The 26,004-nt window shown below is 60.2% G+C and carries 21 protein-coding genes; 12 read left to right on the forward strand and 9 right to left on the reverse strand.

What is annotated here, in order from left to right; all coding sequences use genetic code 11:
• Window positions 1–98: 98 nt before the first annotated feature.
• The gene (locus C8K63_RS15305) at window positions 99–629 is read left to right on the forward strand and encodes a hypothetical protein (RefSeq protein WP_108217466.1); all 531 of its coding nucleotides are present in this window, start codon (window positions 99–101) and stop codon (window positions 627–629) included.
• A 224-nt stretch (window positions 630–853) separates the two neighbouring features.
• On the opposite strand, the gene C8K63_RS15310 is transcribed toward C8K63_RS15305, so the two are convergent.
• Complete coding sequence (locus C8K63_RS15310; protein ID WP_108217467.1) at window positions 854–1,849, reverse strand: aldo/keto reductase; 996 nt, start codon at window positions 1,847–1,849, stop codon at window positions 854–856.
• 117 nt (window positions 1,850–1,966) lie between these two features.
• On the opposite strand from C8K63_RS15310, the gene C8K63_RS15315 reads away from it, so the two are divergent.
• Window positions 1,967–2,890 carry a LysR family transcriptional regulator gene (locus tag C8K63_RS15315; RefSeq protein ID WP_108217468.1) on the forward strand — a complete coding sequence of 308 codons (924 nt, stop codon included), beginning with the start codon at window positions 1,967–1,969 and terminating at the stop codon, window positions 2,888–2,890.
• Between the two features lie 7 nt (window positions 2,891–2,897).
• On the opposite strand, the gene C8K63_RS30480 is transcribed toward C8K63_RS15315, so the two are convergent.
• Window positions 2,898–3,035, reverse strand: a complete 138-nt coding sequence (locus C8K63_RS30480) for a hypothetical protein (protein WP_178086788.1) — start codon at window positions 3,033–3,035, stop codon at window positions 2,898–2,900.
• A gap of 157 nt (window positions 3,036–3,192) precedes the next feature.
• On the opposite strand from C8K63_RS30480, the gene C8K63_RS15320 reads away from it, so the two are divergent.
• On the forward strand, window positions 3,193–3,381 hold the full coding sequence (locus C8K63_RS15320) for a hypothetical protein (protein ID WP_007983579.1): 189 nt from the start codon (window positions 3,193–3,195) through the stop codon (window positions 3,379–3,381).
• 8 nt (window positions 3,382–3,389) lie between these two features.
• Here C8K63_RS15320 and C8K63_RS15325 read toward each other — a convergent pair whose 3' ends face one another.
• Window positions 3,390–3,761: a fe2+ zn2+ uptake regulation protein gene (locus C8K63_RS15325; protein WP_108217469.1), complete on the reverse strand. Its 372-nt coding sequence runs from the start codon at window positions 3,759–3,761 to the stop codon at window positions 3,390–3,392.
• 498 nt (window positions 3,762–4,259) lie between these two features.
• Here C8K63_RS15325 and C8K63_RS15330 point away from each other — a divergent pair, with 498 nt between their 5' ends.
• On the forward strand, window positions 4,260–6,599 hold the full coding sequence (locus C8K63_RS15330) for an acylase (RefSeq protein WP_108217470.1): 2,340 nt from the start codon (window positions 4,260–4,262) through the stop codon (window positions 6,597–6,599).
• Between the two features lie 56 nt (window positions 6,600–6,655).
• Here C8K63_RS15330 and C8K63_RS15335 read toward each other — a convergent pair whose 3' ends face one another.
• Window positions 6,656–7,657, reverse strand: a complete 1,002-nt coding sequence (locus C8K63_RS15335) for a FecR family protein (RefSeq protein ID WP_108217471.1) — start codon at window positions 7,655–7,657, stop codon at window positions 6,656–6,658.
• A gap of 217 nt (window positions 7,658–7,874) precedes the next feature.
• Window positions 7,875–12,707, reverse strand: coding sequence for a dermonecrotic toxin domain-containing protein (locus tag C8K63_RS15340; protein ID WP_108217472.1), 4,833 nt, complete (start codon window positions 12,705–12,707; stop codon window positions 7,875–7,877).
• A gap of 234 nt (window positions 12,708–12,941) precedes the next feature.
• Between C8K63_RS15340 and C8K63_RS15345 the strand changes: the two genes are divergently transcribed.
• Entirely contained in the window at window positions 12,942–13,982 is a 1,041-nt protein-coding gene (locus tag C8K63_RS15345) for an Ldh family oxidoreductase (protein WP_108217473.1), read from the forward strand.
• A gap of 234 nt (window positions 13,983–14,216) precedes the next feature.
• Window positions 14,217–14,468, forward strand: coding sequence for a hypothetical protein (locus C8K63_RS15350; protein ID WP_007983592.1), 252 nt, complete (start codon window positions 14,217–14,219; stop codon window positions 14,466–14,468).
• A gap of 72 nt (window positions 14,469–14,540) precedes the next feature.
• Here C8K63_RS15350 and C8K63_RS15355 read toward each other — a convergent pair whose 3' ends face one another.
• Entirely contained in the window at window positions 14,541–15,476 is a 936-nt protein-coding gene (locus tag C8K63_RS15355) for a LysR family transcriptional regulator (protein ID WP_108217474.1), read from the reverse strand.
• An 84-nt stretch (window positions 15,477–15,560) separates the two neighbouring features.
• On the opposite strand from C8K63_RS15355, the gene C8K63_RS15360 reads away from it, so the two are divergent.
• From C8K63_RS15360 to C8K63_RS15385, 6 genes are all read left to right on the forward strand, one after another.
• Window positions 15,561–16,484 (forward strand): carbon-nitrogen hydrolase family protein, encoded by a 924-nt coding sequence (locus C8K63_RS15360; RefSeq protein ID WP_108217475.1) that lies wholly within the window; start codon window positions 15,561–15,563, stop codon window positions 16,482–16,484.
• Window positions 16,485–16,620: 136 nt separating this feature from the next.
• Complete coding sequence (locus C8K63_RS15365) at window positions 16,621–18,285, forward strand: AMP-binding protein (protein WP_108217476.1); 1,665 nt, start codon at window positions 16,621–16,623, stop codon at window positions 18,283–18,285.
• Window positions 18,286–18,301: 16 nt separating this feature from the next.
• Window positions 18,302–19,063: an SDR family NAD(P)-dependent oxidoreductase gene (locus C8K63_RS15370; protein WP_108217477.1), complete on the forward strand. Its 762-nt coding sequence runs from the start codon at window positions 18,302–18,304 to the stop codon at window positions 19,061–19,063.
• A 12-nt stretch (window positions 19,064–19,075) separates the two neighbouring features.
• Entirely contained in the window at window positions 19,076–20,269 is a 1,194-nt protein-coding gene (locus C8K63_RS15375) for an acetyl-CoA C-acyltransferase (protein WP_108217478.1), read from the forward strand.
• A gap of 143 nt (window positions 20,270–20,412) precedes the next feature.
• Entirely contained in the window at window positions 20,413–21,540 is a 1,128-nt protein-coding gene (locus tag C8K63_RS15380; RefSeq protein ID WP_108217479.1) for an acyl-CoA dehydrogenase, read from the forward strand.
• 125 nt (window positions 21,541–21,665) lie between these two features.
• A complete protein-coding gene (locus tag C8K63_RS15385) occupies window positions 21,666–22,439 on the forward strand; it encodes an enoyl-CoA hydratase (protein ID WP_057714717.1) in 774 nt (257 codons plus the stop codon).
• Window positions 22,440–22,631: 192 nt separating this feature from the next.
• Here C8K63_RS15385 and C8K63_RS15390 read toward each other — a convergent pair whose 3' ends face one another.
• The 3 genes from C8K63_RS15390 to C8K63_RS15400 all read right to left on the reverse strand — a co-directional run bounded on the left by C8K63_RS15390 (window position 22,632) and on the right by C8K63_RS15400 (window position 25,950).
• Window positions 22,632–23,783, reverse strand: coding sequence for an acyl-CoA dehydrogenase family protein (locus tag C8K63_RS15390; protein WP_108217480.1), 1,152 nt, complete (start codon window positions 23,781–23,783; stop codon window positions 22,632–22,634).
• A 3-nt stretch (window positions 23,784–23,786) separates the two neighbouring features.
• Window positions 23,787–24,893, reverse strand: a complete 1,107-nt coding sequence (locus C8K63_RS15395) for an enoyl-CoA hydratase/isomerase family protein (protein ID WP_108217481.1) — start codon at window positions 24,891–24,893, stop codon at window positions 23,787–23,789.
• 163 nt (window positions 24,894–25,056) lie between these two features.
• The gene (locus tag C8K63_RS15400; protein WP_108217482.1) at window positions 25,057–25,950 is read right to left on the reverse strand and encodes a LysR family transcriptional regulator; all 894 of its coding nucleotides are present in this window, start codon (window positions 25,948–25,950) and stop codon (window positions 25,057–25,059) included.
• Window positions 25,951–26,004: the final 54 nt, after the last annotated feature.

A 26,004-nucleotide genomic window follows, 5' to 3' on the forward strand; every position in this document is an offset into this window, starting at 1 on the left:
GTACGAGAATTGTTAAAACTCCGAATTAAGGTTTGGTGGCTTCAAGTGCTCCGGCCGATACTCCCGACCTCCTAACTTGGTCAAGCAAGGAGTTTTCAATGACTATCGGTTATACCGGCGCCTGGACTGCGAAAGCGGGCTTGTTGGTTCGAGATACCGCCAGCAGATCAAAGTCTGTTCCCCAGAGCGTCAAGGTCAGGCAGATGCTTGACCTGGTGGGCAACAATCCAGTCGAACTGGATACAGTCAAGATGGACAAGATGAAATTGCGCAAGCAGATGAAGGGTTTTGATCCTACTGATATTTCGGTCAAATCCATGGGCAGTCTCAGTGTCTTTCTGAAAGAGCGTGGCCTGATCAGCGATGTGACGGCGGTCACGCTGAGCAATGCCGGTGACAAGTTCGACCGGTTTGGTATCAAGGACCCTGACGCTAAGTTCAATGCGCTGGAATATTTCGCCACGCAACTGGAGAACATCCAGAACAACAATCTGAAGGGTAACAAGTACGCCAACTACCTGATTCCCGAGTTCAAAAAAGCGATCTACGTGCTGCAAAACCTGGAAACTTACGGCAAGAACAACGGCCCCATGGTGAGGCCCGGCAGTGTTCTCTCGGAAGAGGCCTGACGCCGTGTTGCCCGGCCCGCCCTAATGCCAGTCAGTTAAGGGATCGACCAGCGCTGATTAACCTGTGGCGAGGGAGCTTGCTCCCGCCGGGCAGCGCAGCGGCCCCAACAAATGGGCCTGCTGCGCAGTCCAGCGGGAGCAAGCTCCCTCGCCACGGGTTCAGTGTCTCGGCTTAACTGATCGGCATTACGGCCCGCCCGGTTCATTGAGCGGGCCGGCGACCCTTACCGGTCGAGCAGTTTCATGACCTCTTCCGGATAACGCAGGCCTGCGGTGGCATTCGCCGGAAAGATCGCTTCCAGCGCGTGCAGTTCTTCGGCGTTCAGCGTCACCTCCAGAGCAGCCACGTTTTCTTCCAGATATTTACGTTGCTTGGTGCCCGGAATCGGAATCAGGTAATCACCCTGGGCCAGCACCCACGCCAGCGCCAGTTGCCCCGCCGTCACGCCTTTCTCTGCCGCCAGCGCTTGTACCTGTTGCACCAGTAGCAGGTTTTTCGCGAAGTTTTCGCCCTGGAATCGCGGGCTGAAGCGGCGGTAGTCATCCGCCGCGAAATCATCCGGACTTTTCAACGCGCCGGTCAGAAAGCCTCGGCCCAACGGGCTATAAGGCACAAAGGCGACGCCAAGGCGCTGGCAGGCCGCCAGGCAACCGTTTTCCTCCTGGTCACGGCTCCACAATGAATATTCACTTTGCAACGCACTGATCGGATGAACCTTGTGTGCCCGTTCCAGGGTCGCCACCGATGCCTCGCTCAATCCCAGGTAACGCACCTTGCCGGCACTGACCAGTTCGGCCATGGCGCCGACGGTTTCCTCGATAGCCACCTGTGGGTCGATTCGGTGCTGGTAATACAGGTCCAGAGTGTCCACGCCGAGGCGTTTCAAGCTGCCATCGATGGACTGGCGAATGTATTCCGGCCGACCGTTGACGCCCCGGGCGGTGGGGTTGGCCGGGTCGCGGACGATCCCGAACTTGCTGGCCAGGAACACTTGATCGCGCTTGCCGGCAATGGCCTTGCCAATCAGTTCTTCATTGGTGTGCGGGCCGTACATATCGGCGGTATCGAGCAGGTTGACGCCCAGTTCCAGCGCGCGATGCAGGGTGGCCGTGGCTTCGCGGGTGTCCGTGCCGGTGGTGTAGAAGTCGGTCATGCCCATGCAGCCCAGGCCGATGGCCGACACCTGCGGACCGTTTTTTCCCAATTGACGTGTGTGCATGAAATCAGCTCCCTGTGAAGTGAGTCGCTATTGTTCGCCTCGACAGAAACAAGATAAACCGGCTAAAACGGCTATCACTATTCGTTAAATCTAAACAATCTGCCGGTGGAGCCAGCAATGGACCGTTTCAACGCCATGCGCGTCTTTACCCGAATCGTCGAACTCGGTGGCTTTGCCAGGGCCGCCGACAGCCTGCAATTGCCCCGGGCCTCGGTGACTATCCTGATCAAGCAACTGGAGGCACATCTGGGGGTGCAACTGCTGCAACGCACCACGCGGCAGATCAGCCTGACGCTCGACGGTGCGGCCTATTACCCGCGTTGCGTGCGCTTGCTGGCGGATCTTGAAGAGACCGAAGCGGTGTTCAGCGCGGCGCGTCACAATCCCAAGGGCTTGTTGCGGGTGGACATGCCGGCGGGAGTGGGGCGTCTGGTGGTGATTCCGGCGCTGCCGCAATTCACGGCCCGTTATCCCTTGATCGAGCTGGAAATAGGTTTGAATGACCGGCCGGTGGACCTGATTCGCGAAGGTGTCGATTGTGTGTTGCGCGGAGGCTCGCCGCTGGACGATTCGTTGGTCGCACGGCCGCTGGTGATGATGGATCAGGTGACCTGTGCCAGTCCTGACTATCTGCAGCGGCACGGAACGCCCCATACCTTGGACGACCTGGACGGGCACCGGATGGTCGAGTACATCTCCAGCAACGCAAAACGCTATGGGCTGGAGTTTGTCGTGGATGGCCAGGTGCAGTCGGTCGATCTGCCCAAGCAGGTGGCGGTCAACAGTGCCGATGGTTATCTGGCAGCGTGCGAGGCGGGGTATGGCCTGGTGCAGACGCCGTACTATCACGTGGCGCGGCAACTGCAGGAGGGGCGATTGCGTGAAGTGCTTGGGGAAGTGCCGCCACCGGGCATGCCGATGACGGCGCTTTATCCGCCGCACCGCCAGTTATCCCGGCGTGTGCGTGTGTTTGTCGATTGGCTGGTTGAGTTGTGTGCCCAGCCCGGCAATGACTTCTATCGAAAGGATTCAGGACATTGAATAGCTGTTAACGATGTTGGTAGTAACCCGGTCCGCGATGGTCGTAGTGGTGATGGTGGTGCCAGCCCCCGTAGGGGTAAACAATGCAACCGCTCAAGGTCAGGATGGCCAGCAGAGGCATCAGCAATGTGATTCGTCGCAACATGTGAAAGTCCTCATGGTTATCGCCGTTATGAAGCCAAAACTCTTCATCGGCTGTAACATGAGACCCCCGCTCGTAGTTGTTTATCCCCGAAACAGGGTAGGCACTTGGCATGCGTATCGATACAAACCGGATACATTTTCAGATTCAGGAACCTGCAATGACTCAGTCGCAACGTTTGAAATACTCGATTCTGATCTCCCTGGTGGTGCTGGGGATCATGTTTGGCCTTTCCTGGTTGCAGAACACCGGCGTCATCAGTGAAAAAATGTTCCAGTACATCGCCATAGGCGTGGCGGTGATCGTGGTGGTCGTCAATGGCGTGATGCGCCGCAAGGTCAAGCCCTGATCATTCGATCATTGGTTGCGCAGAATGGCAGCAGCCTGGGGATGCAGGCTGTAGCTTTTGTCGGGGTTGAGGACAATCACGCCCTCGCTGCACAAGCGCTTGAGCACTTCACGCACGCTTAGAAACGACAAGGGAATGTCCAGCTCCAGCAATTGGCTGTGCACGCCGCGCACGCCAAGGCTGCGGTCGCTTTCGGCGGCCGTCAGCAGGGCATCGATGACTTTCAGGCGGATCAGGCTGGTGCGCAGGCCAAAGCTTTTGAGCAGGATCCTGATCCGCTCGTTGCGGTGGCGATCGGTACGCGGCTCGAATACGCCGACTCCCATGGAAGTACCCTTTGGCGCATTGCTACCGTCCGTTGGCAGTTGCGAGTTGTACATTGCAAAACTCCTTTTCAGAGCCTGATCAGGAAAAAGTGGGCGCTCTTGCAAGACTAGACGCATGAGCAGTGCAAATCATGAAGGCTCGAATGTAGAAAATTTGTCGCCACCGTGTGATCAACCTGTCAGTCCACGCGCCGATGGGCGGTAAAACCCTAAATTTTGGTTCTTCACGCAATCCCGGGGAACACCGATACCTGTAGGAGCTGCGCTCGACCTCGTTGTTTGGTGGTGCACGCGCTCCCCTGTAGGAGCTGCCGAAGGCTGCGATCTTTTGATCTTGATCTTCAGCAATCTCCAGATCGCAAAAGCAAGATCAAAAGATCGTCCGAACGCGGCCCGAGCCTTCGGCAGCTCCTACCGATATTTCGTTATATGTGTTCCCCCGGGATTGCGTGAAGAACCTAAATTTTTGATGTGAGCTTCGTCCCTACAGGGAGGCACGGTGCGCGTGGGTATGCGTAGCTGTAGCCATCGTTTTTTCGATCAGGAGCGAGCGTGATTATTTCCAGCCAGTTAGCCAGGTTGAGCCTGGCGGGTGTGACTCTGGGGTTGAGCCTGGGGCTGAGCCTTGCGGTGAGCGCGAGCGGTACGCCTGCGCAAGCGAGCGCGGACATCCGCCGCACCAGTTTCGGCGTGCCGCACATCCGCGCCGACAACGAGCGCGGGCTCGGCTATGGCATCGGCTATGCCTACGCCCAGGACAACCTGTGCCTGCTGGCGAACGAGATCACCACGGTGAACGGCGAACGTTCGCGGTATTTCGGACCGGATCAGTTCACCGTTGAGGAGCGTGAGAACCTGGTCAGCGATGTGTTCTTCACCTGGCTGAATACCCCGCAGGCCGTCGCCGGTTTCTGGCAGGCCCAGACCCCGCAAGTGCGTGAGTTGGTCGAAGGTTATGTGGCGGGGTACAACCGCTCGTTGAGCGAACGTCGCGCCCAGGGTTTGCCGCCGCAGTGCCAGGGCGATTGGGTGCGCGACATCACGGCAATGGATCTGGTCAAGCTGACCCGGCGCCTGTTGGTCGAAGGTGGCGTCGGCCAGTTTGCCGAAGCCCTGGCCGGTGCCACGCCACCCAAAGCCGTGGCCCAGGCGGCAAACGCGCAGCCGGCGTTCCAGGTGGCCGCGACGCGCATGCAGCGCTTTGCCCTGGACCGGGGCAGCAACGCCGTCGCGGTCGGCAGCGAGCGTTCTTTCAACGGTCGCGGCATGTTGCTGGCCAATCCGCACTTTCCGTGGGTGGGCGGCATGCGTTTTTATCAGATGCACCTGACCATTCCCGGCAAGCTGGACGTGATGGGCGCTGCATTGCCCGGCCTGCCGGTGATCAACATCGGTTTCAATCAACATCTGGCCTGGACCCACACCGTGGATTCGTCCAGACACTTCACGCTGTACCGCCTGCAACTGGATCCCAAGGATTCGACCCGGTACCTGCTCGACGGCCAGTCCTTGCCGATGGACAGGCAGACCCTGACCGTCAACGTCAGGCAGGCGGACGGGCAGGTCCGGGCGATTGCCCATGAAGTCTACAGTTCGAAGTTCGGTCCGGTGGTGCAATGGCCGGGAAAACTGGATTGGGATCATCAGTACGCCTTCAGCCTGCGTGACGCCAATCTGGATAACGACCGGGTCCTGCAGCAGTGGTACGCGATGAACCGCGCCGAAAACCTCAAGGACTTCCAGGCCGCGGTGCACAAGATCCAGGGCATCCCGTGGGTCAACACGCTGGCGGCGGACGATCAGGGGCAGACGCTGTACATGAACCTCTCCGTGGTGCCCAACGTCGGTGTCGACAAGCTGGCGCAGTGCAGCGATCCGCGGATCGGCCTGCAAATGATCATCCTTGACGGTTCCAACAGCGCCTGTGCCTGGGACATCGACCCGCAGGCGCCACAACAGGGTATCTATGCGGCGGACAAGTTGCCGCAATTGCTGCGCAAGGATTTTGTCCAACACGCCAACGATTCAGCCTGGATGGCCAACCCGGCGCAACCGCTGACCGGCTATTCGCCGCTGATCAGCCAGGATGGCCAGCCATTGGGGCTGCGATCACGTTTTGCCCTGGAGCGATTGAGTACGTTGCCCCAGGTCGGGGCGGCGGATTTACAACACATGGTCATGGACGATCAGGTTTATCAGGCGAATCAAGTGATGCCGGACCTGCTGCAGTTCTGTGCGGCGGATCTGGGTGCCGATGCAAAAACGCTGACGCCACTGTGCGTCAGCCTCAAGGCATGGGACCGCAAGGCCAACCTCGACAGTGGTCTGGGTTTTGTGCATTTCCAGAATGTCATGGCGTCTTTGGAACAAGTGCCGGACGTATGGCGCGTGGCGTTCGATCTTCAGGACCCGCAACAGACTCCGCGTGGACTCGCGGTCGATCACCCGGACGTAGCGAAGGCGCTACGGGCAGCGATGCTGGCTTCGGCTGAACAGGTCAAGGCGTCAGGTCTCAAGCCGGACAGCCGTTGGGGCGATATCCAGGTGGTCAGCAGCGGCGGGCACCAGACGCCAATCCACGGCGGACCGGGGACGCTGGGCGTCTATAACGCCATCCAGAGCGTGCCGCGCAGCGATGGCAAGCGCGAAGTGGTCAGCGGCACCAGTTACCTGCAAGTGGTGACCTTTGACGAAACCGGACCACAGGCCAAAGGGCTCCTCGCGTTCTCGCTGTCCAGTGACCCGGCCTCGAAGTTTTCACGGGACCAGACGCAGGCCTTTTCCAGGAAGCAATGGAGCGTGCTGCCCTTTACCGAGCAACAGATCCTGTCCGATCCGAACTATCAGGTGCAGACGATTCGTCAGCAGGATGCAAGGGTGACTGCGCAGTAAGGTCGTGGAGCATTGCATGAACGCTGAAGGCCGTACCCGCAAGGGTGGCGGCCTTTTCAGCTTTTCGGGGTTTTTTGCGGAATCGCGTTGACCACCAGATTGCCGTTCTGGTTACGGGTCAGGTAGACCGGCAGGACCCGCGGCAAGGATTTCACCAGGCCGTGGATCTCCTTGATGTTGTAGATCCCGCCGATATGGATCGAGCCGGTGCTGTTGTCAGCGACCATCAACGGTTTGTCCAGGTAGCGATTGATCAAGGGCAGTGCATCGCTCAGTGCCAGATCGTCGAGTACCAGTTTGCCCTGGCGCCAGGCCAGCGAACTGTCATTGTCATAGGTCTGGCTGATGCGGGGAATGAAGTCGCCGTGGCGATAACTGGCCTGCATTGCCGGCTCGAGGCGCAAGCCGTCACCGGGCTGGTCGGCGTTGCTGCTGACCAGTATCGAGCCTTCGATCAGATTGACCTTGACCTGGTCTTCATAGATCCAGACGTTGAATTGGGTACCGGTCACGCGAATCCGGCCTTCGGCGGCCTTGACCACAAACGGGTGACGGGTGTCATGGCTGACACTGAAGAAGGCTTCGCCTTTTTTCAGCGTGACTTGCCGTTGATCCTTGTAGTTGCTGTAGGTCAGCTCGCTGCCCAGGTTCAGTTCCACCTGGCTGCCGTCCTTCAGGGTGACCGTGCGAACATTGTCGGTCGCTTCGAAGTGCTGGTACGCGTTCGGTACCCAGCCCAGGTGCCAGCCGCCATAACCGACCAAAGGCAGTGCCAGTGCGCATATCGCCGCGGCAATAGCCAGGCGCCGCCACGGGTTTTCGGGGTGAGTGCGAATCAGCGGCGCGACGGGCTCGGGACGGGGCAGGTCGCCAGCGACATCCCAGATCTGCAGCATCGCTTCGTACTCGAAGGCATGGAGCGGATGCGCATCACGCCATTGCTCGAACGCCTGGCGCTCTTGCTCGGTGCAGTCATTGGCGTGCAGACGCATACACCAATGCGCAGCGGCATCGGTGATGGCGTCGTATTCGGCTTGCGAGAGCATGTGGTCGGTCATTGGCTCATCCTGATTTCGTGCATTCTAACCTTGGGGGGAAGTTTGCGAGAACATCAGTCATGGCATTTAACCATCAATGTGTATTTTTTTTTCAACGCCTCACCTCTGGAGCACCTGCTGTCGGGGTAGCAGTCTCCACAGGGCGCGTGAAAAAAAGATCAAGACAAACACCACTGTGCAGCGCAGATCTGCAGATCTGCGCGTTATTACGTCGGGATCAGGTTTCAGTGGTCGTGGCGAGCGGCACCGGGTCCAATTGCCGGCCCATTTCGCAGATCAAAAAGGCGATGGAGTCGGCATTGTGCAAAATGACGTCGGTTCGGAACTTCGAATCCTGCCCGTTCAAAAAAGCTTCCCGTGCCTTCTCCATGGTCTTGCTGCCCGTCAGCCGCAGAATGGCCTTGCCGACGTGATAAGAATCCGGAATCGAATCCAGGCTGATCCACGCTCGCAGCCCACTGTTCCAGCGTGCGAACAATTCTTCCTTGGGTGTTTCCATCGACAAGGCTACTCGCTGGAAGTCCAGCTGGGACTGTTTCATTTCTGCGCCATAGGCGGTGATCGATGCCACCAGATCGCTGAACGGTCGCCTGGCCTCAAGGTATGCAATGTCCACAGCCCCGGAAAACAAATGAGCGAACTCATGTATCAGCGTCGCGGCCTGGCTGTGGCCGTCGACGTCGAAGGGTTGTGTCAGACTGGATTTGTACCAGTCCAGTTGTTGATCGAAGAATCTTTCCGTGAAATGCACATGGCGCTGTTGATCCTTGTCCAGGACAAACGCGACGAGGCTGTCCTTCGGGTCCCGGTTTGAACCCACGATAAAACGTCGCGAGTTCATCCAGTCTTCATCAGGGTCGACCAGCGCGTTACAGATGGGAACGATAGCCTGTTTGATTTTGTCGATCAGCGCGTTGTCGACCTGCCCGACATCAAAGAACTGCTTGAGGAAGGTATCAAGCCGTGTGCCCGGGACGAGTTTGCGCAGTTGCACCAGGTTGTGCAGGCTGTTGAACGCGTAATAGCGAGCCATGTCGATGGCCTGTACGATCATGCGGGCTTTTTCGGGATGTTTCGCGTGGATTTCCTCCATCCCCCGGGCCTCGATGTTCAGCACCTGCCTGGCAACATAGGCGCTGGCAAACTGATTGTGCATTTTCGAGAGGGTTTTGCCGAAGTGGACGGTGTGGGTGTCCGGGTCGATCACCAGTTGCTTGTCAGGCGTCGTCAGTAACACGGGGCCTTCTTCCTCGCCTTTGACCATTCGCCAAACCGCCCCGGTCTTGTTCACGCCATACACCTTGCCGGCAATGGCGGCGAATGTTCTCTTGCTGGCCGCTTCGAGATAGGTGCCGTCAGTGCGGTTTTTCGTCAGGTTCTTCAGTTCGACGGTGGTTTCGAACGGTTGCAGTCGTGTACGCAACGGTGATGTCGAACGGACCTGCGACCAGGCTTGCGCAATCACGGGAGTGGCAACTGGTTGAGCGATGGCTTCACCGGTTGTCTGGGCGCTGTCGGCCCATCCTTCAAGCGATAAACGGCCCAACGTCACGATCTGCACCGCACCGGCAATAAACTCCAGCAATGCAGTTTTCCAGTGATGGTCCTGCAGCGCTTCGGCCGAGTTTCGCGCGTCCTTGTAGGCATTCCAGAGAAACTGGAGATACGCGAGTTTGCCCGGTAACAGCCCCGAGAAGAGATTAATTGCGGAGCTGAACAAGTGTTTGACAGCCTCCCAGTCCGACTGGCCTGAAACATGCGACTGGCTGCCGAGCAATCGTGTCAGCAGTTGGGTGTTGTCATGGAAAAAACGGCTGAGTACGTTGCCGCCGATGGGGTTGGACGCAAGAGTCATTTCGCTCAACTGGCCAATAGTGGATTCGAACAGGTTGCGAAACACTGTCTGCTCACTTTCTGGCAGGCGACGTATCAACATTTCCTGCAAGAGTCCCGGCGTATTGAACGCCGAGACCATGCTGGCCTCATTTTCAAACTCTACAAACGGTGAGCCTGCGGGATGGTAGGGGGCATAGAGAATTTGTGGGCCTGCGTTGCCACCGCCAGGGCCGATCAGGTAAAGGCCTAGCGCCTTGACGGCGGCGGCGCCGGTTGTCTTGATCAGTTCCAGTGGCCGGACAATCGCATGTGCCCCCTCAACGGTAGTCCGGGCGATGGCGTCCGGCATGTCCAGTACCTGGCGAAGCAAATCGAAAGCACTACCGGACAGCCGTTGCCGCAGCTTGAGTTCATGGGCGTGTTGCAGCAGTTGCCAGGGCAGTTGCTTGACGAAACGCAGCATTCGGTTTTCGACGTCAGCTGCTTGATTCGACAAGTTGTCGGTGACCTGTCTGGCGTAGTTTTGCGCGATGTTCAATGACAGCAACAATTGACGGACAGCCGCCTGATCCAGCCCGACGGGCAGGGCTTGAAGGGTTGCCGAGCTGACTTTGAACCCGGTGCCCTGTGCGATGTTGACATGGTTCAGGGCGAACTCGGTAAGGCTCCTTGCGGGGCCGACCAAGGCCAGGTCGGGGGTGATCTCGATGTTGTCGGGGTCCAGCGTTTGCGCAGGGAAGCGGCTGCCGAGCAATGACGTCAACGTCTCATGCACATACGACTTGAGGGGTTTGATCCCGTGTAAATAGTCTTTGTCCTCATCAATGCTGTTGCGGTATTGCTCCAGCCATTCAAGGTGCTGACGCTGGTCTTCCAGCGGAGCCATTCCAAGCCAGGCGGGCAGGGACTGCTGCCAACTGATCGCACGGGCTATCGTGGTGGCTCTTGGCAGGTTGGCGTTGAAGGCGGTTGTGGTCAGGGTTTTCAGGGCTTTTTTCTGCTTCGTTTCGCTCAGACCGAAGCTGCGTACGTGTTCGCAGCGAGCCAGAAAGTGTTCGATGGACGATTGCGCGACCCGCTCCAATACAGATCCTTCAATCAGCCGCAGCGGTCCCAGTGAGTAGCGTTGGTGAAAGACGCGCTGGGCCGGGGTGAGGTTGTCCAGCAGCGCCAGGCGTTGTCGTGGGTCAAGCAGGCGGCGGTTCAGCTCCAGCCGTGCACGACTGATGGTGTCAAAGACTTCCAGGCCCTCGGCGGGTGTCCACAGGACCGTCCGGCCGGAATGCGAGGCGTCGAGCCCGCCACGCTCGGTCAAGAGCAAGCAATGGGCCAGGGGCAGGACGTCGCTCTGAGCGGAGCACTCCAGCGTCAATGAATAGGCATCGGGCCGGAAGCCCTTGAGTGACAGACGGCTCTGCCGGTCTGCCTGATCCGCGTTGAATACCGTTTCGACAATGGCCCGGTCTGCATCCCGTAGTGTCGCGCTGAGCCTGCGCAGACTGGCCTCGCCCCGGATGCCGACGGAAAGCGCATGGGCCAGGCGGGGTTTCATGTTTTCCAGATAAACCCGTTGCAAGGCCAGCGAAGCGAGCGGTTGCGCCGCAAAATCTGCGTTGATCAGTGTTTCGATGTCACTGAAAGTCTTGGCGAAAGCTGCCGCGGTATCCGCCAGCACCGCGCAAGGATGCTGATCGCCGGTTAACACGGGCCGTGTGCTCCAGCGTCCGTCGGTCTCCAGTGTCAGCAGCCGTTCGCTGATCATCGAGCGGATATCCAATGCCTTGTCGAACAGGGCGTGGATGTTCACGCTGCCGTCACTGTGACGGAACACCTGCAGGGCATATTCCATGTTCTGCAGTTGCTTGGTGACGATCGCGTCGAAGAGCTTGTGGAAGATCGCGCCGGAAATCACTTCCCCGGTCACATTCGGCCGGTCAAAACCGATGAAACGCTGGCGTTCGTCCAGGCTCAGCAGGCCATAGAGCTCATCCTCGTGACCGGCTGCGCTGAATTTGCTGAGCAGGGTGTCGCGCAAATCCTGATAGTCCTTGAGCACCTGCAGACCTTGGGTGGGCGTATACAGGAACGCACTGCCGGCGTTGACCATCAGTGAGCCGGCCAACTCGACATAGTTGGCCCGGTGCTCCCACAGGCGTACGGTTTCGACCGTCATTGATTGGTTCGCCCGGCTAGCCGTCGAGACCAGCGCATGCAAATCCTGGCTTTGCTCCGGGGTGATGACCCCGGCTTCGCGCTTGAGCAGCAGTTGCACTTGCGCCTGATCGGCGATGGCCCGGCCGAAGAATGCGCGACGCGATGCGCCATCGACACTCGCCGCAGCCCAGAAACCTTCGAGCTGCCTGACCAGCAGGCTGACGAGTTTGCGCGAGATCGTGGTGACGGCGGCTTCCCAGAGTGGCTGGTCGGCTTTTGCCGAGGTTTTTTTCGGATGGGAAAATTCATGGGACTGTCCGGACGGCCAACGCTGATGGCGATAGTGCAGGAGTACCGCTTCACTCAGGGACAGGGAGTTGACCCAGCGTCGCGTCGGATGGCTTTCTCCAGCGCTTTCTTGCGTTGTTGCCAGGTAGAAATTCACTTGGGTCTGGCTCTGGTCCAGGCCGGGAAAAGCTCTAGCCAGCTGTTCACTGAGCAATGCCTCGAGCAGCGATGTCAGGGACGGCAGTGCTTTGAGCTCATCGAGCAGGGCCTGGTCATTGAGTTGCTGATGGCTGGAGAGGGTGTTGCGTTGGTCCTCGAACACGTCGCCTTCGATGGTTTGAAAGTCCAGCTCGATGGTCACGGCTTCCACCACCGCCCTGCGTTGAGACAGCGCCATGAAGGCCAGCAGGTTATCGTCTTCGTCGGCCGCTTTGAGTTGTTTCACCAGCTGTTCGGTCAGGGCCGAACGGTCAGTGAACTTCTGTATCCCGGCGTACGGGGTGTAGAGAATCACGCCGTTGTCATCGGGTGTCGCGGTCAGCAAAAAACTGCCGGCCAGCGCCAAATGTTCCGGTCCCGGTATTTTCAGCAGGATTCTTTTCGCCAGCATGGGCGGCGTTTGCTTATCGCGCAGTGCCTGGCTGGCCAGTTCGATATGGCTGAACCATTCGAAATCCTTTTGCGTCAGCCCGTGGGTTTTGCCCAGTTCTCTCCAGAGGCCGGGCAACGACAGTGCCTCGGGGAAAAACAGCGGAGTTACAGGTGTAGGCATCGTCGAGTCTCGTTCAAGGCGCCATTCAAGGGCGCCTGTGGATTGAGTTTCGAGACTAAAAGCCGGCGCGATGATGCAGGCGGTAAATAGATAACGCACGGGCCGTGAGCATTCGTGACACGGATATACCTCACCGACCCTGAGCGAAAGGTTGACAGGTCGCTCGCCGCGCGTTGTTAATCGGCGGGTCTTTGTACGCTGTTGTTCCCTCCAATAATCAGTCTGGAGCTTCAGATGTCTGCGCCACACGATCACGCATCTACTGCGATCTCGTCACACCTGTCATTCGAAGCGCTGAGCGCTATGCTCGAGAAGATTTTTCTGCGTCACGGCACGTCGGCCGACGTTGCCCGGGTGCTTGCGCAAAACTGCGCCGGTGCCGAGCGCGACGGCGCGCACAGTCACGGGGTATTCCGGATTCCGGGTTATGTTTCGACGCTGCAAAGCGGCTGGGTCAATGGCCAGGCCGTTCCGGTGGTCGAAGATGTGGCTTCAGGGTTTGTGCGGGTCGATGCCGCTAACGGTTTTGCGCAACCGGCCCTGGCGGCGGCACGCGAGTTGCTGGTACAGAAAGCCCGGAGTGCCGGCATCGCGGTGCTGGCAATCCGTAACTCGCACCATTTCGCTGCCTTGTGGCCGGATGTCGAGCCCTTCGCCGAAGAAGGCCTCGTGGCCTTGAGCGTGGTCAATAGCATGACCTGCGTGGTGCCCCACGGCGCCGACCGGCCGCTGTTCGGTACCAACCCGATTGCCTTCGCTGCGCCGCGGGCCGATGGCGCGCCGATTGTCTTCGATCTGGCCACCAGTGCCATTGCCCATGGCGATGTGCAGATTGCCGCACGCGAGGGCAAACGCTTGCCGGCAGGGATGGGCGTGGACAGCCTCGGCCAGCCGACCACAGACCCGAAAGCGATTCTTGAGGGCGGTGCGTTGCTGCCTTTTGGCGGGCACAAGGGTTCGGCATTGTCGATGATGGTCGAGTTGCTCGCGGCGGCACTGACCGGCGGCAACTTTTCCTTCGAATTCGACTGGAACAACCATCCCGGCGCCAAGACGCCCTGGACTGGCCAATTGCTTATCGTGATCGACCCGAGCAAAGCGGTGGGGCAAAGCTTTGCCGAGCGCAGCCAGGAACTGGTGCGGCAAATGCACGGTGTCGGCTTGAAGCGTTTGCCCGGTGACCGGCGTCACCATCAACGCGCCAAATCACAGGTCAATGGCATCGAGCTGGATGCGCAGACACTGGCGAACTTGCGGGAGCTGGCGGAGGAGTGATCCTGTAGGAGCGACGGTGCGGCGATCCGACTTGCTCGCGAAGGCTGCAGTCCAGTCAACATCTCTGTTGAATAGGCTGATGTCATCGCGAGCAAGCTCGTTCCTACAAAGGTCCGGTCGCGTACGCTGGTGGCAGCTATTTTGCCCGGGCAGGCCATCTTGCTGAAAAACCGGCGCAGGACATTTCGTCCTACAGTGTAAGATGTCGCCTATTTTACGCAGCAGGAAATTCCCATGAGCTTCAATCTGGCCGACAAACCCCTCGCCGAGCGCGCTGCGCTTGAAGACGAGAAATCCCGTCTGTTCGAACTCTGGCAAAACAACCTGGGCAAAGCCAAGGGCGAGGCCGCACGGTTGTTCGGCGAGCGGGCCAAACGCAAAGGCAAATGGGCCGAATGGGTGCGCGCCGAGCTGGACGGCATGTCGCCACCGGAGTTCGCCAACATGGTGCGCAGTGAAGTCAATCGCCTGATGGCGGCCAAGTAGGAGCTGCCGAAGGCTGCGATCTGTTGATCTTGAGCTTGATCTTGTTGCGCAGCAGTCGCCGAAAAGAAAACATCAAAAGATCGCAGCCTGCGGCAGCTCCTGCGAGAAACCGGCGACAATCGCCTCGCGCACTTTCAACACCACCGGGTCGAGCTGGGTACTGGTGCGCCAGCCCAGCTCGATCGGGTAGCGCGGCAAGGCCAGGGGGCAGGGCAGCAGCGCCAGTCCGCTGAGCGTTGCGATGCTTTGGGCGGCATGGGCCGGAATGGTCGCCACGGCCCGGCTACCTTTGAGCAAATGCGGCAACGCGGCAAAATGCGTGGTCGAGGCGCACACCCTTCGACTCAGCCCCAGCGCCGCCAATCCTTCATCGGTAATCCCGATAAAACCGCCGGACGACACCAGAATGTGTTCGCGGGCCACAAACTCCTCAAGACTGATGCTCTGCTGGCCCTGGACCAGGCTCGACGGGTCCGCCAGGCACATATAGCCACCTTCCCCCAGCACCTGACGGCTGAGCAGCCGCTCGGCAAACCCGCCCGCGGTAATCGCCAGGTCAATGCTGCGCTCCAGCAATGCCTGGGCGACGATCTGGCTGTGGGTCTGGCGAAAAATCAACCGCAGTTTCGGCGCGCTACGGCCTATTTCCTCGATCAGCCGCCGGCCGTAGGCAATTTCGAAATCATCTGACATTCCTACGGTGACCGAGCGGCCTTCGTACTGTTGCGCGGCCGGATCGACCATCGCCAGGCTCTGCCGGCACTTGTTCAAGGCATCACTGACCACCGGTTTGAGCTGATTGGCCTTGAGCGAGGGGGCCAGGCCTCGTCCGGTGCGCACGAACAGCTGATCGCCATACACCGCGCGCAACCGACGCAAGGCCGCGCTGACGGCCGATTGCGTCACGCCCAGGCGCAGGGCGGCACGGCTGGCGCTGGACTCTTCGTGCAGCGCTTCGAAGACTTTGAGCAGGTTGAGGTCGATGTCGGTGATATTCATTTGGCTCATATCATTCAGCAGTGAGTCGGTCTTTATTGATGATCACGTGGCACCGGAGAATGAGCAACACCTGATGCGAATGGAGTTTTCGAGATGCCCAAATCAATCGTTGCGGCCCTGCAAATCGGCGCCTTGCCCGGTGGCAAGGCTGAAACACTGGAACAGATCCTGTCCTATGAAAACGCGATCATCGAATCCGGCGCCGGGTTGGTGGTGATGCCGGAAGCGCTGCTGGGTGGTTATCCCAAAGGCGAGGACTTTGGCACCCAATTGGGCTATCGCCTGCCGGAAGGTCGCGAAGCCTTTGCCCGCTATTTTGCCAATGCCATCGACGTACCCGGCGCGGAAACCGAAGCGCTGGCAGCGCTATCCGCGCGCACTGGGGCCAATCTGGTGATCGGCGTGATCGAGCGCGCCGGCAGCACCTTGTACTGCACCGCGCTGTACTTTGATCCGCAGATCGGGCTGGTGGCCAAACACCGCAAGCTGATGCCCACCGGCACCGAGCGGCTGATCTGGGGCAAGGGCGACGGCTCGACCTTGCCGGTGATCGACAGCCAGGTCGGGCGCGTCGGCGCGTTGGTGTGCTGGGAAAACATGATGCCGCTGCTGCGCACGGCGATGTACGCCAAAGGCGTGGAGGTGTGGTGCGCGCCGACCGTGGACGAACGGGAGATGTGGCAGGTCAGCATGCGCCACATCGCCCATGAGGGGCGCTGTTTCGTGATCAGTGCCTGTCAGGTTCAGGCATCGCCACAGGCCCTGGGTGTGGAAATCGCCAACTGGCCGGCGGATCGGCCGTTGATCGCCGGCGGCAGCGTGATCGTCGGTCCCATGGGTGACATCCTCGCCGGACCGTTGCGTGACAGCGCCGGGCTGCTCACTGCACAAATCGACACAGACGACCTGGTACGCGCCCGTTATGACTTTGACGTGGTTGGCCACTATGCCCGCCCGGATGTGTTCGAGCTGACCGTGGACGAGCGCGTCAAACCCGGGGTGCGCTTCATCGCTTGATGCCCTGCGGGCTTTGGCCAAAACAGTCAGACAACTTGATAACTTTGACCATTGCCCGCCACCCCGCGCAGAGCGAGTATTTCGCTGTTGATTACGGTTCCCCCAACCTAATAAGAAACACAGAGGGATTCTGGCAATGCGCGATTACTTGTCTGCTACTTCTCAGTTCAATTATCAGCACACCGTCGATGCCGCACTTGCAGGCGATCTGACGGCCCTCAACGCCTGTATCGAGTGCTGTGACCGGCATGCCTTGCCGGGGCGCATCGCGCTGTTCTGGGAAGGCCGCGACGGCAGTAGCGCGGCTTTCACCTTCACCGAACTGCAGGACAAGGCCGCGCGTTTGGCCAATTTCCTGCTGGCCCAAGGCGTGAAGAAAGGCGACAAGGTGGCCGGCCTGTTGCCACGCAATATCGAACTGTTGATCACCGTGTTCGCCACCTGGCGCATCGGCGCGGTGTATCAACCGCTGTTTACCGCGTTCGGTCCCAAAGCCATCGAGCACCGCCTGAGCAGCTCTGGCGCCAAAGTGGTGGTCACCGATGCAGTGAACCGGCCGAAACTCGCCGAAGTCGCCGATTGCCCGACCACGGTGACCGTCACCGGCCCCAAAGGGCAGGGCCTGGTCCGCGGCGATTTCAGTTTCTGGGCCGAACTGGCCAACTATTGCGCCGACTGCGAGCCGGTGCTGCTGACCGGGGAAGATCCGTTCCTGCTGATGTTCACCTCGGGCACCACCGGCCCGTCGAAAGCACTGTCGGTGCCGCTCAAGGCCATCGTTGCGTTCCAGAGCTACACCCGCGATGCGGTGGATCTGCGCCCGGAAGACGCGTTCTGGAACGTCGCCGATCCGGGTTGGGCCTACGGCATTTATTTCGGTGTCACGGGCCCCATGTCCATGGGGCATCCGATCACCTTTTACGATGGCCCGTTCACCCTCGAAAGCACCTGCCGGGTGATCAACAAGTACGGGATTTCCAACCTCACCGGTTCGCCGACGGCCTACCGTTTGCTGATTGCCGGCGGCGATGAATTTGCCAGATCGATCAAGGGCAAGCTGCGTATCGTCAGCAGCGCCGGCGAGCCGCTGAACCCGGAAGTGATCCGCTGGTTCGCCGACAACCTCGGCGTGGTCATCCACGACCATTACGGCCAGACCGAACTGGGCATGGTGCTGTGCAACCACCACGGCCTGGAACATCCGATCCACATGGGCGCCGCCGGTTTTGCCTCGCCGGGCCACCGTATCGTGGTGCTGGATGAGCAATACCAGGAATTGGGCGTTGGCCAGCCGGGCATCCTGGCCATCGACCGCAGCCAATCGCCGATGTGCTGGTTCGCCGGCTACGAAGGCGGGCCGACCAAGGCCTTTGTCGGCAACTATTACCTCAGTGGCGACACCGTCGAGTGGAACCCGGACGGCAGCATCAGCTTCGTCGGTCGCAGCGATGACGTGATCACCACCTCTGGCTACCGGGTCGGTCCGTTCGACGTGGAAAGTGCGCTGATCGAACACCCGGCGGTGGTCGAGGCCGCCGTGGTCGGCAAACCCGATCCGGAGCGCACCGAACTGGTCAAGGCCTTCGTTGTGCTCAGCCCGCAATACCGCGCCGCCCCCGAGTTGGCCGAAGAGCTGCGCCAGCACGTGCGCAAACGTCTGGCGGCGCACTCGTACCCCCGCGAAATCGAATTTGTCAGCGAATTGCCGAAAACCCCAAGCGGCAAATTGCAGCGCTTTATCTTGCGCAACCAGGAAATTGCCAAGGCTCAAGAGGCCGCGGCGAAGAACCTTCCAGCTTGAATCCAGGGAAACAATGATGCAGATCGAGAACAAGATTTTTATCGTCACCGGTGGCGCTTCCGGCCTCGGTGCCGCCACCGCCGAGGTGCTGGTTGCCGCTGGCGCGAAAGTGATGCTGGTGGACATGAACGCCGAAGCCGTTGCCGCCCAGGCCCAGCGCCTTGGCGCGCACAGCGTGGTGGCGGACATCAGCAACGAAGCGGCGGCCGAAGCCGCGGTGCAGGCGACGGTCAAGGCCTTTGGCGGCCTCAATGGTCTGGTCAACTGCGCCGGCATCGTGCGTGGCGAGAAGATCCTCGGCAAGAACGGTCCGCATGCGCTGGCCGGTTTCAGCCAGGTGATCAACGTCAACCTGATCGGCAGTTTCAACATGCTGCGTTTGGCAGCGGCGGCGATTGCCGAAACCGAAGCGGACGCCGACGGCGAGCGCGGCGTGATCATCAACACCGCTTCTGCGGCGGCTTACGACGGCCAGATTGGCCAGGCGGCTTACTCGGCGTCCAAGGGGGCGATTGTCAGCCTGACCTTGCCGGCGGCCCGGGAACTGGCGCGTTTCGGCATCCGTGTGATGACGATCGCCCCCGGCATCTTCGAAACGCCGATGATGGCTGGCATGACCCAGGAAGTCCGCGATTCCCTGGCCGCCGGCGTGCCGTTCCCGCCACGCCTGGGCAAACCGGCCGAGTACGCCGGGCTGGTCAGGCATATCATTGAAAACAGCATGCTCAATGGCGAGGTGATCCGTCTCGACGGTGCCTTGCGCATGGCCGCCAAGTAAGGAGGATTTGTCATGACTCTGTCCAACGATCCAATTGTTATCGTCAGCGCCGTCCGCACTCCGATGGGCGGTTTCCAGGGCGAACTGAAAAGCCTGACCGCGCCGCAACTCGGTGCGGCCGCCATCAAGGCCGCCGTCGAACGTGCCGGTGTTGCCAGTGAAAGCGTCGACGAAGTGTTGTTCGGCTGCGTACTGCCGGCCGGCCTTGGTCAGGCGCCTGCACGTCAGGCAGCGCTGGGTGCGGGGCTGGATAAATCGACCCGTTGCACCACCCTGAACAAGATGTGCGGCTCGGGCATGGAAGCGGCTATTCTGGCCCACGACATGCTGCTGGCGGGCAGTGCCGACGTGGTGGTCGCCGGTGGCATGGAAAGCATGTCCAACGCGCCCTACCTGCTGGACCGCGCCCGTGCCGGTTACCGCATGGGCCATGGCCGGGTCCAGGACTCGATGTTCCTCGACGGCCTCGAAGACGCCTACGACAAGGGCCGCCTGATGGGCACCTTCGCCGAAGAATGCGCCGAAACCAACAGCTTCAGCCGTGAAGCCCAGGACGCCTTTGCCATTGCCTCGACCACTCGTGCGCAGCAGGCGATCAAGGACGGCAGCTTCAAGGCCGAAATCGTCCCGCTGACCGTGACGGTCGGCAAAGAACAGGTGGTGATCAGCGATGACGAGCAGCCGCCAAAAGCCAGGCTGGACAAGATCGCTTCGTTGAAACCGGCGTTCCGCGAGGGCGGTACGGTGACCGCGGCCAACTCCAGTTCGATCTCCGACGGTGCCGCCGCGCTGGTGCTGATGCGCCAGTCCCAGGCACAGAAACAAGGGCTGAAACCGTTGGCGGTGATTCACGGTCACGCGGCGTTTGCCGATACGCCGGGCCTGTTCCCGGTGGCACCGATTGGTGCAATCAAGAAGTTGATGAAGAAAACCGGCTGGTCGCTCAATGAGGTCGATCTGGTGGAAGTCAACGAAGCCTTCGCCGTGGTCGGCATGGCCGCGATGACTCATCTGGAAATCCCCCACGAGAAACTCAACGTGCACGGCGGTGCTTGCGCCCTCGGTCACCCGATCGGGGCGTCCGGTGCGCGGATTATCGTGACCTTGCTTTCGGCCCTGCGCCAGAAAGGCTTGAAGCGTGGCGTCGCGGCGATTTGCATCGGCGGCGGTGAAGCGACGGCCATGGCCGTGGAATGCCTCTACTAAGGCTTTTGCAGTCCCTGTAGGAGCGAGCTTGCTCGCGATGGACGTTAACGATGACGCGGGGCGCCTGGATGAACGCGGTGCCCTGACGTTCTTCGCGAGCAAGCTCGCTCCTACAGGGGGCAATTAAACTTCAAGGATTCACCATGATCCCCAATGACGACCAAACACAAATCCGCGACATGGCCCGGGACTTTGCCCAGGAACGGCTGAAACCGTTCGCCGCCGAATGGGATCGCGAGCACCGCTTTCCCAAGGAAGCCATCGGCGAGATGGCTGGGCTGGGCTTCTTCGGCATGCTGGTGCCGGAGCAGTGGGGCGGATGCGACACCGGTTACCTGGCCTACGCCATGGCCCTGGAAGAAATCGCCGCCGGTGATGGTGCCTGCTCGACCATCATGAGCGTGCACAACTCCGTGGGTTGTGTGCCGATCCTCAAGTACGGCAACGACGATCAGAAGGAGCGCTTCCTCAAACCACTGGCCAGCGGTGCGATGCTCGGCGCCTTTGCCCTGACCGAACCCCAGGCCGGTTCCGACGCCAGCGGCCTGAAAACCCGTGCGCGCCTGGAAGGCGATCATTACGTGCTCAACGGCTGCAAGCAGTTCATCACGTCCGGGCAGAATGCCGGGGTGGTGATCGTGTTTGCGGTGACCGATCCGAGCGCCGGCAAACGCGGCATCAGCGCCTTTATCGTGCCGACCGATTCACCGGGCTACACCGTCGCGCGGGTCGAGGACAAGCTCGGCCAGCATGCGTCCGACACCTGCCAGATCCTCTTCGAAGACGTGAAGGTGCCGGTGGCCAACCGTTTGGGCGAGGAGGGCGAAGGCTACAGGATTGCCCTGGCCAACCTTGAAGGCGGTCGCGTCGGTATCGCTTCGCAATCGGTGGGCATGGCCCGCGCTGCGTTCGAAGCGGCTCGCGACTACGCCCGTGAGCGTGAGAGTTTCGGCAAGCCGATCATCGAGCACCAGGCCGTGGCCTTCCGTCTGGCGGACATGGCGACCCAGATCGCCGTGGCGCGGCAAATGGTGCACTACGCCGCCGCCCTGCGTGACAGCGGCCAGCCGGCCCTGGTCGAAGCGTCTATGGCCAAACTGTTCGCCTCGGAAATGGCCGAAAAGGTATGCTCATCGGCGCTGCAAACCCTCGGCGGTTATGGTTACCTCAACGACTTCCCGCTGGAACGGATCTACCGCGACGTGCGGGTCTGCCAGATCTACGAAGGCACCAGCGATATTCAGCGCATGGTCATTTCGCGCAACCTTTGAAAAGGAGACCTCTGTAGGAGCTGCCGCAGGCTGCGATCTTTTGATCTTGAAAATCAAAGTCAAAAGATCGCAGCCTGCGCCAGCTCCTACAAGGGATCTGGCCTTATGTAAAACAGGAGTTGTTTATGAGCTACGAAACGATTTTGCTGGAAACCCACGGTCGCGTTGGCCTGATCACCCTCAACCGTCCGCAAGCGCTGAACGCGTTGAACGCGCAGATCGTCAGCGAACTGAACCAGGCCCTCGATGGCTTCGAGGCTGACTCGAACATCGGCTGCATCGTCCTGACCGGTTCGAAAAAAGCCTTTGCTGCCGGTGCCGACATCAAGGAAATGGCCGAGCTGACCTATCCGCAGATCTACATCGACGACCTGTTCAGCGACAGCGATCGCGTGGCCAACCGCCGCAAGCCGATCATCGCGGCGGTCAACGGTTTCGCCCTGGGTGGCGGCTGTGAACTGGCACTGATGTGCGACTTCATCCTGGCTGGCGACAACGCCCGATTTGGCCAGCCGGAAATCAACCTCGGCGTGCTACCGGGCATGGGCGGCACCCAGCGCCTGACCCGCGCCGTGGGCAAGGCCAAGGCCATGGAAATGTGCCTGAGCGGTCGTCTGATCGATGCCGTGGAAGCGGAGCGTTGCGGCATCGTGGCGCGTATCGTGCCGAGCGATGAGCTGCTGGACGAGGCGCTGAAAGTCGCGGCATTGATCGCCAAAAAATCGTTGCCGATTGCGATGATGGTCAAGGAAAGCGTCAACCGTGCCTTTGAAGTGAGCCTGGCCGAAGGCGTGCGTTTTGAGCGTCGAGTGTTCCATGCGGCATTTGCGACGCAGGATCAGAAGGAAGGGATGGCGGCGTTTATTGCCAAGCGCGAGGCTGAGTTCCAGGGTAAGTGATGTAGTGTTCTTGCGAGCCTCATCGCGAGCAGGTCGGACCGCCGCACCGTCGCTCCCACATTGGACCTCAGTGTTTATGAGATCCCTTGTAGGAGCGAGCCTGCTCGCGAAAAACCTGAGGGCACCGGGGCGATTCAGGTACCCCGCGTCATCGTTGACCTCCATCGCGAGCGAGCTCGCTCCTACAAGGCTTCACACCAGGTAGTTCTTCAGTTCCCGTGCAATCACCATCCGCTGAATCTCGCTCGACCCTTCATAAATCTGCGTGATCCGCGCATCCCGGTAGTACTTCTCCACCGGATAATCTTCCAGGTACCCGTAACCGCCATGAATCTGAATGGCGGACGAGCAGACCTTTTCCGCCATTTCCGACGCAAACAGCTTGGCTTGTGAGGCCTCCGACAGGCAGGGTTTGCCGGCCGTGCGCAGGCGCGCGGCGTGCAGGATCATCAGTCGCGCCGCGTTGAGTTGCATGTGCATGTCGGCCAGCAAATTGGCGATGCTCTGGTGTTCATTGATCGTCTTGCCAAACTGCACCCGATCACGGGAGTAGGCCAGTGCCGCTTCAAACGCCGCGCGAGCGATGCCGAGTGCTTGAGCTGCGATGCCGATGCGGCCGCCTTCGAGGTTGGACAAGGCGATGGCCAGGCCCTTGCCGCGTTCTCCCAGTAGATTGGCCTCGGGGATGGTGCAGTCGTTCAGAGTGACCGCGCAGGTGTCGGAGGCGCGGATGCCCATCTTGTGTTCGGTGCGATCGACGATAAAGCCGGCGGTATCGGTCGGTACCAGGAACGCCGAGATGCCACGCTTGCCCAAATCCGGATCGGTCACGGCAAACACAATCGCCAGCTTGGCACGCTTGCCGTTGCTGACGAATTGCTTGGCGCCGTTGATCACCCACTGGCCGTCGCGCAGTTCGGCGCGGGTGCGCAGGTTGTGTGCCTCGGAACCGGCCTGGGGTTCGGTCAGGCAGAAGCAGCCGATGACCTTGCCACTGGCCAGGTCCGCCAGCCAGGTCTGTTTCTGTTCTTCGCTGCCATAGTTGAGCACCGGCCCGCAGCCCACAGAGTTGTGGATGCTCATGAAAGCGCCAGTCGCACCATCGCCGGCGGAGATTTCTTCCACGGCCAGGGCGTAGGCGACGTAGTCGACATAGGTGCCGCCCCATTCCTCGGGGACCACCATGCCCAGCAATCCCAGTTCGCCCATCTTGGCCACCAGGCCGTCATCGATCCAGCCGGCCTTTTCCCAGGCCTGGGCATGGGGCGCGATTTCGCCACGGGCAAAATCCCGGGCCATGTCGCGGATCATGACTTGCTCTTCGCTCAATTCGATATCGTGCATGGCTCAGCTCTCGCTCTGGTCAAACCCGCTGAAGAAGCTCGCCACGTGTTCGGCGTCCAGCGCCTCGAGGGTGGGCGGGTTCCAGCGGGGTGTCTTGTCTTTGTCGATCAGCAAGGCGCGTACGCCTTCGATCAGGTCGCCGCGTTCGAACCACTGGCGGTCCAGATGCAGTTCAAGGGCGAAACATTGCTCAAGCGCCAGCTCGCGTCCACGACGGAGCATTTCCAGGGTCACGGCCATGGCCAGCGGCGAGCGGGTTTCCAGCAGGTTGGCGGTGGTAACGGCCCATTCATGGCTGTCGGCGACCGTTACCTGGCGCAGTTTCTCCACAATACTCGGCACATCGGGTTGGGCGAAGAAGTGGTCGATGGCCGGGCGCAAAGTCGCCAGTGGCGCATCAGGCAGCTGCTGCACGGCGAATTTCGCCAACAGGCCCTGCAGGTCCTTGAGCGGCGTGTCGCGCCATTCGAGCTGGTCAAGTTTCTCGTCCAGGGCGCCCAGTTTGTCGCTTTCCAGGTACCAGTCCGCCAGCCCGCAATACAGCGCATCGGCAGCGCGGATTTGTACGCCACTGACGCCGAGGTAAATCCCCAGTTCACCGGGAATGCGCGGCAGGAAGTAGCTGCCGCCGACGTCGGGGAAGTAGCCGATGCCGACTTCCGGCATCGCCAGACGGCTTTTCTCGGTGACCACGCGCAGGTCCGCGCCTTGCACCAGGCCCATGCCGCCGCCGAGGACAAAGCCGTCCATCAGGGCCAGCACCGGTTTGCGGTAGTGGTGGATCGCGAGGTCGAGGGCGTATTCCTCGACGAAGAAATCTTCGTGCAGGGTGTCGCCGCTTTTGAAACTGTCATACAGCGAGCGTATGTCGCCGCCGGCGCAGAAGGCTTTTTCCCCGGCACCGCGCAAGACCACGGCATGCACTTGCGAATCCTGGGCCCAGGCGTCGAGCTGGCGGTGCAGGTTGCGCACCATGTCCAGGGTGAGGGCATTGAGGCCGGTGGGGCGGTTGAGGGTCAGATGACCAATGTGGTTGCGCACTTCGGCCAGCACTTCGTTTTGCATGGCATCCAGGAACTGCGCCCCCTTCGATGAAATCTGAGCAGTCATCACTAACTCCCTGCTTTTATTGTCTTTATCGAGATGCTCGCGCGCGAGCGATGACGGATCGTATCAGTGCAAATTTGCCTTGTACAACCCGGATAAGTGCAGGTTATCTGTGCATTTTTGCATGGTGATGACCGGCACTGTTTCAGCGTAGACCAACGCGTATTCAGGCAAACGCCGCGAGCAGATCCTCTTCGAACGCCTTCTGCGCATCGCCGGCCACCTGAGCCCGATGCCGGGCCAGATGAAACGCGACATCGAAACTCATGTCGCCTTGGCGCACGGCCCTGAGCAAACCTTTGTCTTCCCAGCCACGGGCAAAGTGGCTGGGCAAATAACCGACATGCTTGCCGGAAAGGACGAAGGCGAGGGTGCCTTCGACTTGTTCGGAGCGCGCCGAACACAACTTGCCCTGAAAGGGTTCGTCACTGCGCAAGAACCGGTAGGGGTGATCGACCCGGTCGCAGGCTTGCAGATCCTGATCTTCGGGGGTCGGGTTAGTGAACAGTGGATGGCCGGGGGCGCAATACAGGTGCTGGGTTTCAATGAACAGTTCGCGGTAGTCAAACGCACTTTGTACTTGCGAGAAGTATCCGATGGCCAGGTCCAGCCGCTGTTGCAGCAGCAGGCGTTCCATCTCGCCGGGCATGGCGCTGATCAGCTCGATACGCACCGACTCGTCCCGCTCACGGAAGCGCCGGATTGCTTCGGCCACCCGTAGCAGCACCGATTGATCCAGGGCTTCGGACAGGCCCAGACGCACTTCGCCGATCAAGCGTCCGGCCACGCCGTTGGATTGATGACGGAAGGCTTCGATGGACTCGAACAGTCCACGGGTGGCGCTGAGCAATTGCTCGCCCTTGGGAGTGATCTTGAATCCGCCCTTGCCGCGACTGCACAAGCGATAGCCAAGGCGGGTTTCCAGTTTGGCCATTTGCTGGCTGATGCTCGACTGGCTCAACCCCAACTCGCCCTGGGCTGCGCTGAAGCCGCCGCACTCCACCACGCTGACGAACAACCGCAATAATTGCAGATCCAGATCATGCAGTTGGCCGAGCATCAAACATTACTCCGTCATAAAGTCAGGTTAATTAACTTGATATTTCACCAATGT

This window comes from Pseudomonas sp. GV085, assembly GCF_003050925.1.
Lineage (GTDB): Bacteria > Pseudomonadota > Gammaproteobacteria > Pseudomonadales > Pseudomonadaceae > Aquipseudomonas.

Coding starts and splice junctions, on each gene's coding strand:
- C8K63_RS15305 (WP_108217466.1), top strand. CDS start 99: ATGACTATCGGTTATACCGGCGCCTGGACTGCGAAAGCGGGCTTGTTG.
- C8K63_RS15310 (WP_108217467.1), bottom strand. CDS start 1,849: ATGCACACACGTCAATTGGGAAAAAACGGTCCGCAGGTGTCGGCCATC.
- C8K63_RS15315 (WP_108217468.1), top strand. CDS start 1,967: ATGGACCGTTTCAACGCCATGCGCGTCTTTACCCGAATCGTCGAACTC.
- C8K63_RS30480 (WP_178086788.1), bottom strand. CDS start 3,035: ATGTTGCGACGAATCACATTGCTGATGCCTCTGCTGGCCATCCTGACC.
- C8K63_RS15320 (WP_007983579.1), top strand. CDS start 3,193: ATGACTCAGTCGCAACGTTTGAAATACTCGATTCTGATCTCCCTGGTG.
- C8K63_RS15325 (WP_108217469.1), bottom strand. CDS start 3,761: ATGTACAACTCGCAACTGCCAACGGACGGTAGCAATGCGCCAAAGGGT.
- C8K63_RS15335 (WP_108217471.1), bottom strand. CDS start 7,657: ATGACCGACCACATGCTCTCGCAAGCCGAATACGACGCCATCACCGAT.
- C8K63_RS15340 (WP_108217472.1), bottom strand. CDS start 12,707: ATGCCTACACCTGTAACTCCGCTGTTTTTCCCCGAGGCACTGTCGTTG.
- C8K63_RS15345 (WP_108217473.1), top strand. CDS start 12,942: ATGTCTGCGCCACACGATCACGCATCTACTGCGATCTCGTCACACCTG.
- C8K63_RS15350 (WP_007983592.1), top strand. CDS start 14,217: ATGAGCTTCAATCTGGCCGACAAACCCCTCGCCGAGCGCGCTGCGCTT.
- C8K63_RS15355 (WP_108217474.1), bottom strand. CDS start 15,476: ATGAGCCAAATGAATATCACCGACATCGACCTCAACCTGCTCAAAGTC.
- C8K63_RS15360 (WP_108217475.1), top strand. CDS start 15,561: ATGCCCAAATCAATCGTTGCGGCCCTGCAAATCGGCGCCTTGCCCGGT.
- C8K63_RS15365 (WP_108217476.1), top strand. CDS start 16,621: ATGCGCGATTACTTGTCTGCTACTTCTCAGTTCAATTATCAGCACACC.
- C8K63_RS15370 (WP_108217477.1), top strand. CDS start 18,302: ATGCAGATCGAGAACAAGATTTTTATCGTCACCGGTGGCGCTTCCGGC.
- C8K63_RS15375 (WP_108217478.1), top strand. CDS start 19,076: ATGACTCTGTCCAACGATCCAATTGTTATCGTCAGCGCCGTCCGCACT.
- C8K63_RS15380 (WP_108217479.1), top strand. CDS start 20,413: ATGATCCCCAATGACGACCAAACACAAATCCGCGACATGGCCCGGGAC.
- C8K63_RS15385 (WP_057714717.1), top strand. CDS start 21,666: ATGAGCTACGAAACGATTTTGCTGGAAACCCACGGTCGCGTTGGCCTG.
- C8K63_RS15390 (WP_108217480.1), bottom strand. CDS start 23,783: ATGCACGATATCGAATTGAGCGAAGAGCAAGTCATGATCCGCGACATG.
- C8K63_RS15395 (WP_108217481.1), bottom strand. CDS start 24,893: ATGACTGCTCAGATTTCATCGAAGGGGGCGCAGTTCCTGGATGCCATG.
- C8K63_RS15400 (WP_108217482.1), bottom strand. CDS start 25,950: ATGCTCGGCCAACTGCATGATCTGGATCTGCAATTATTGCGGTTGTTC.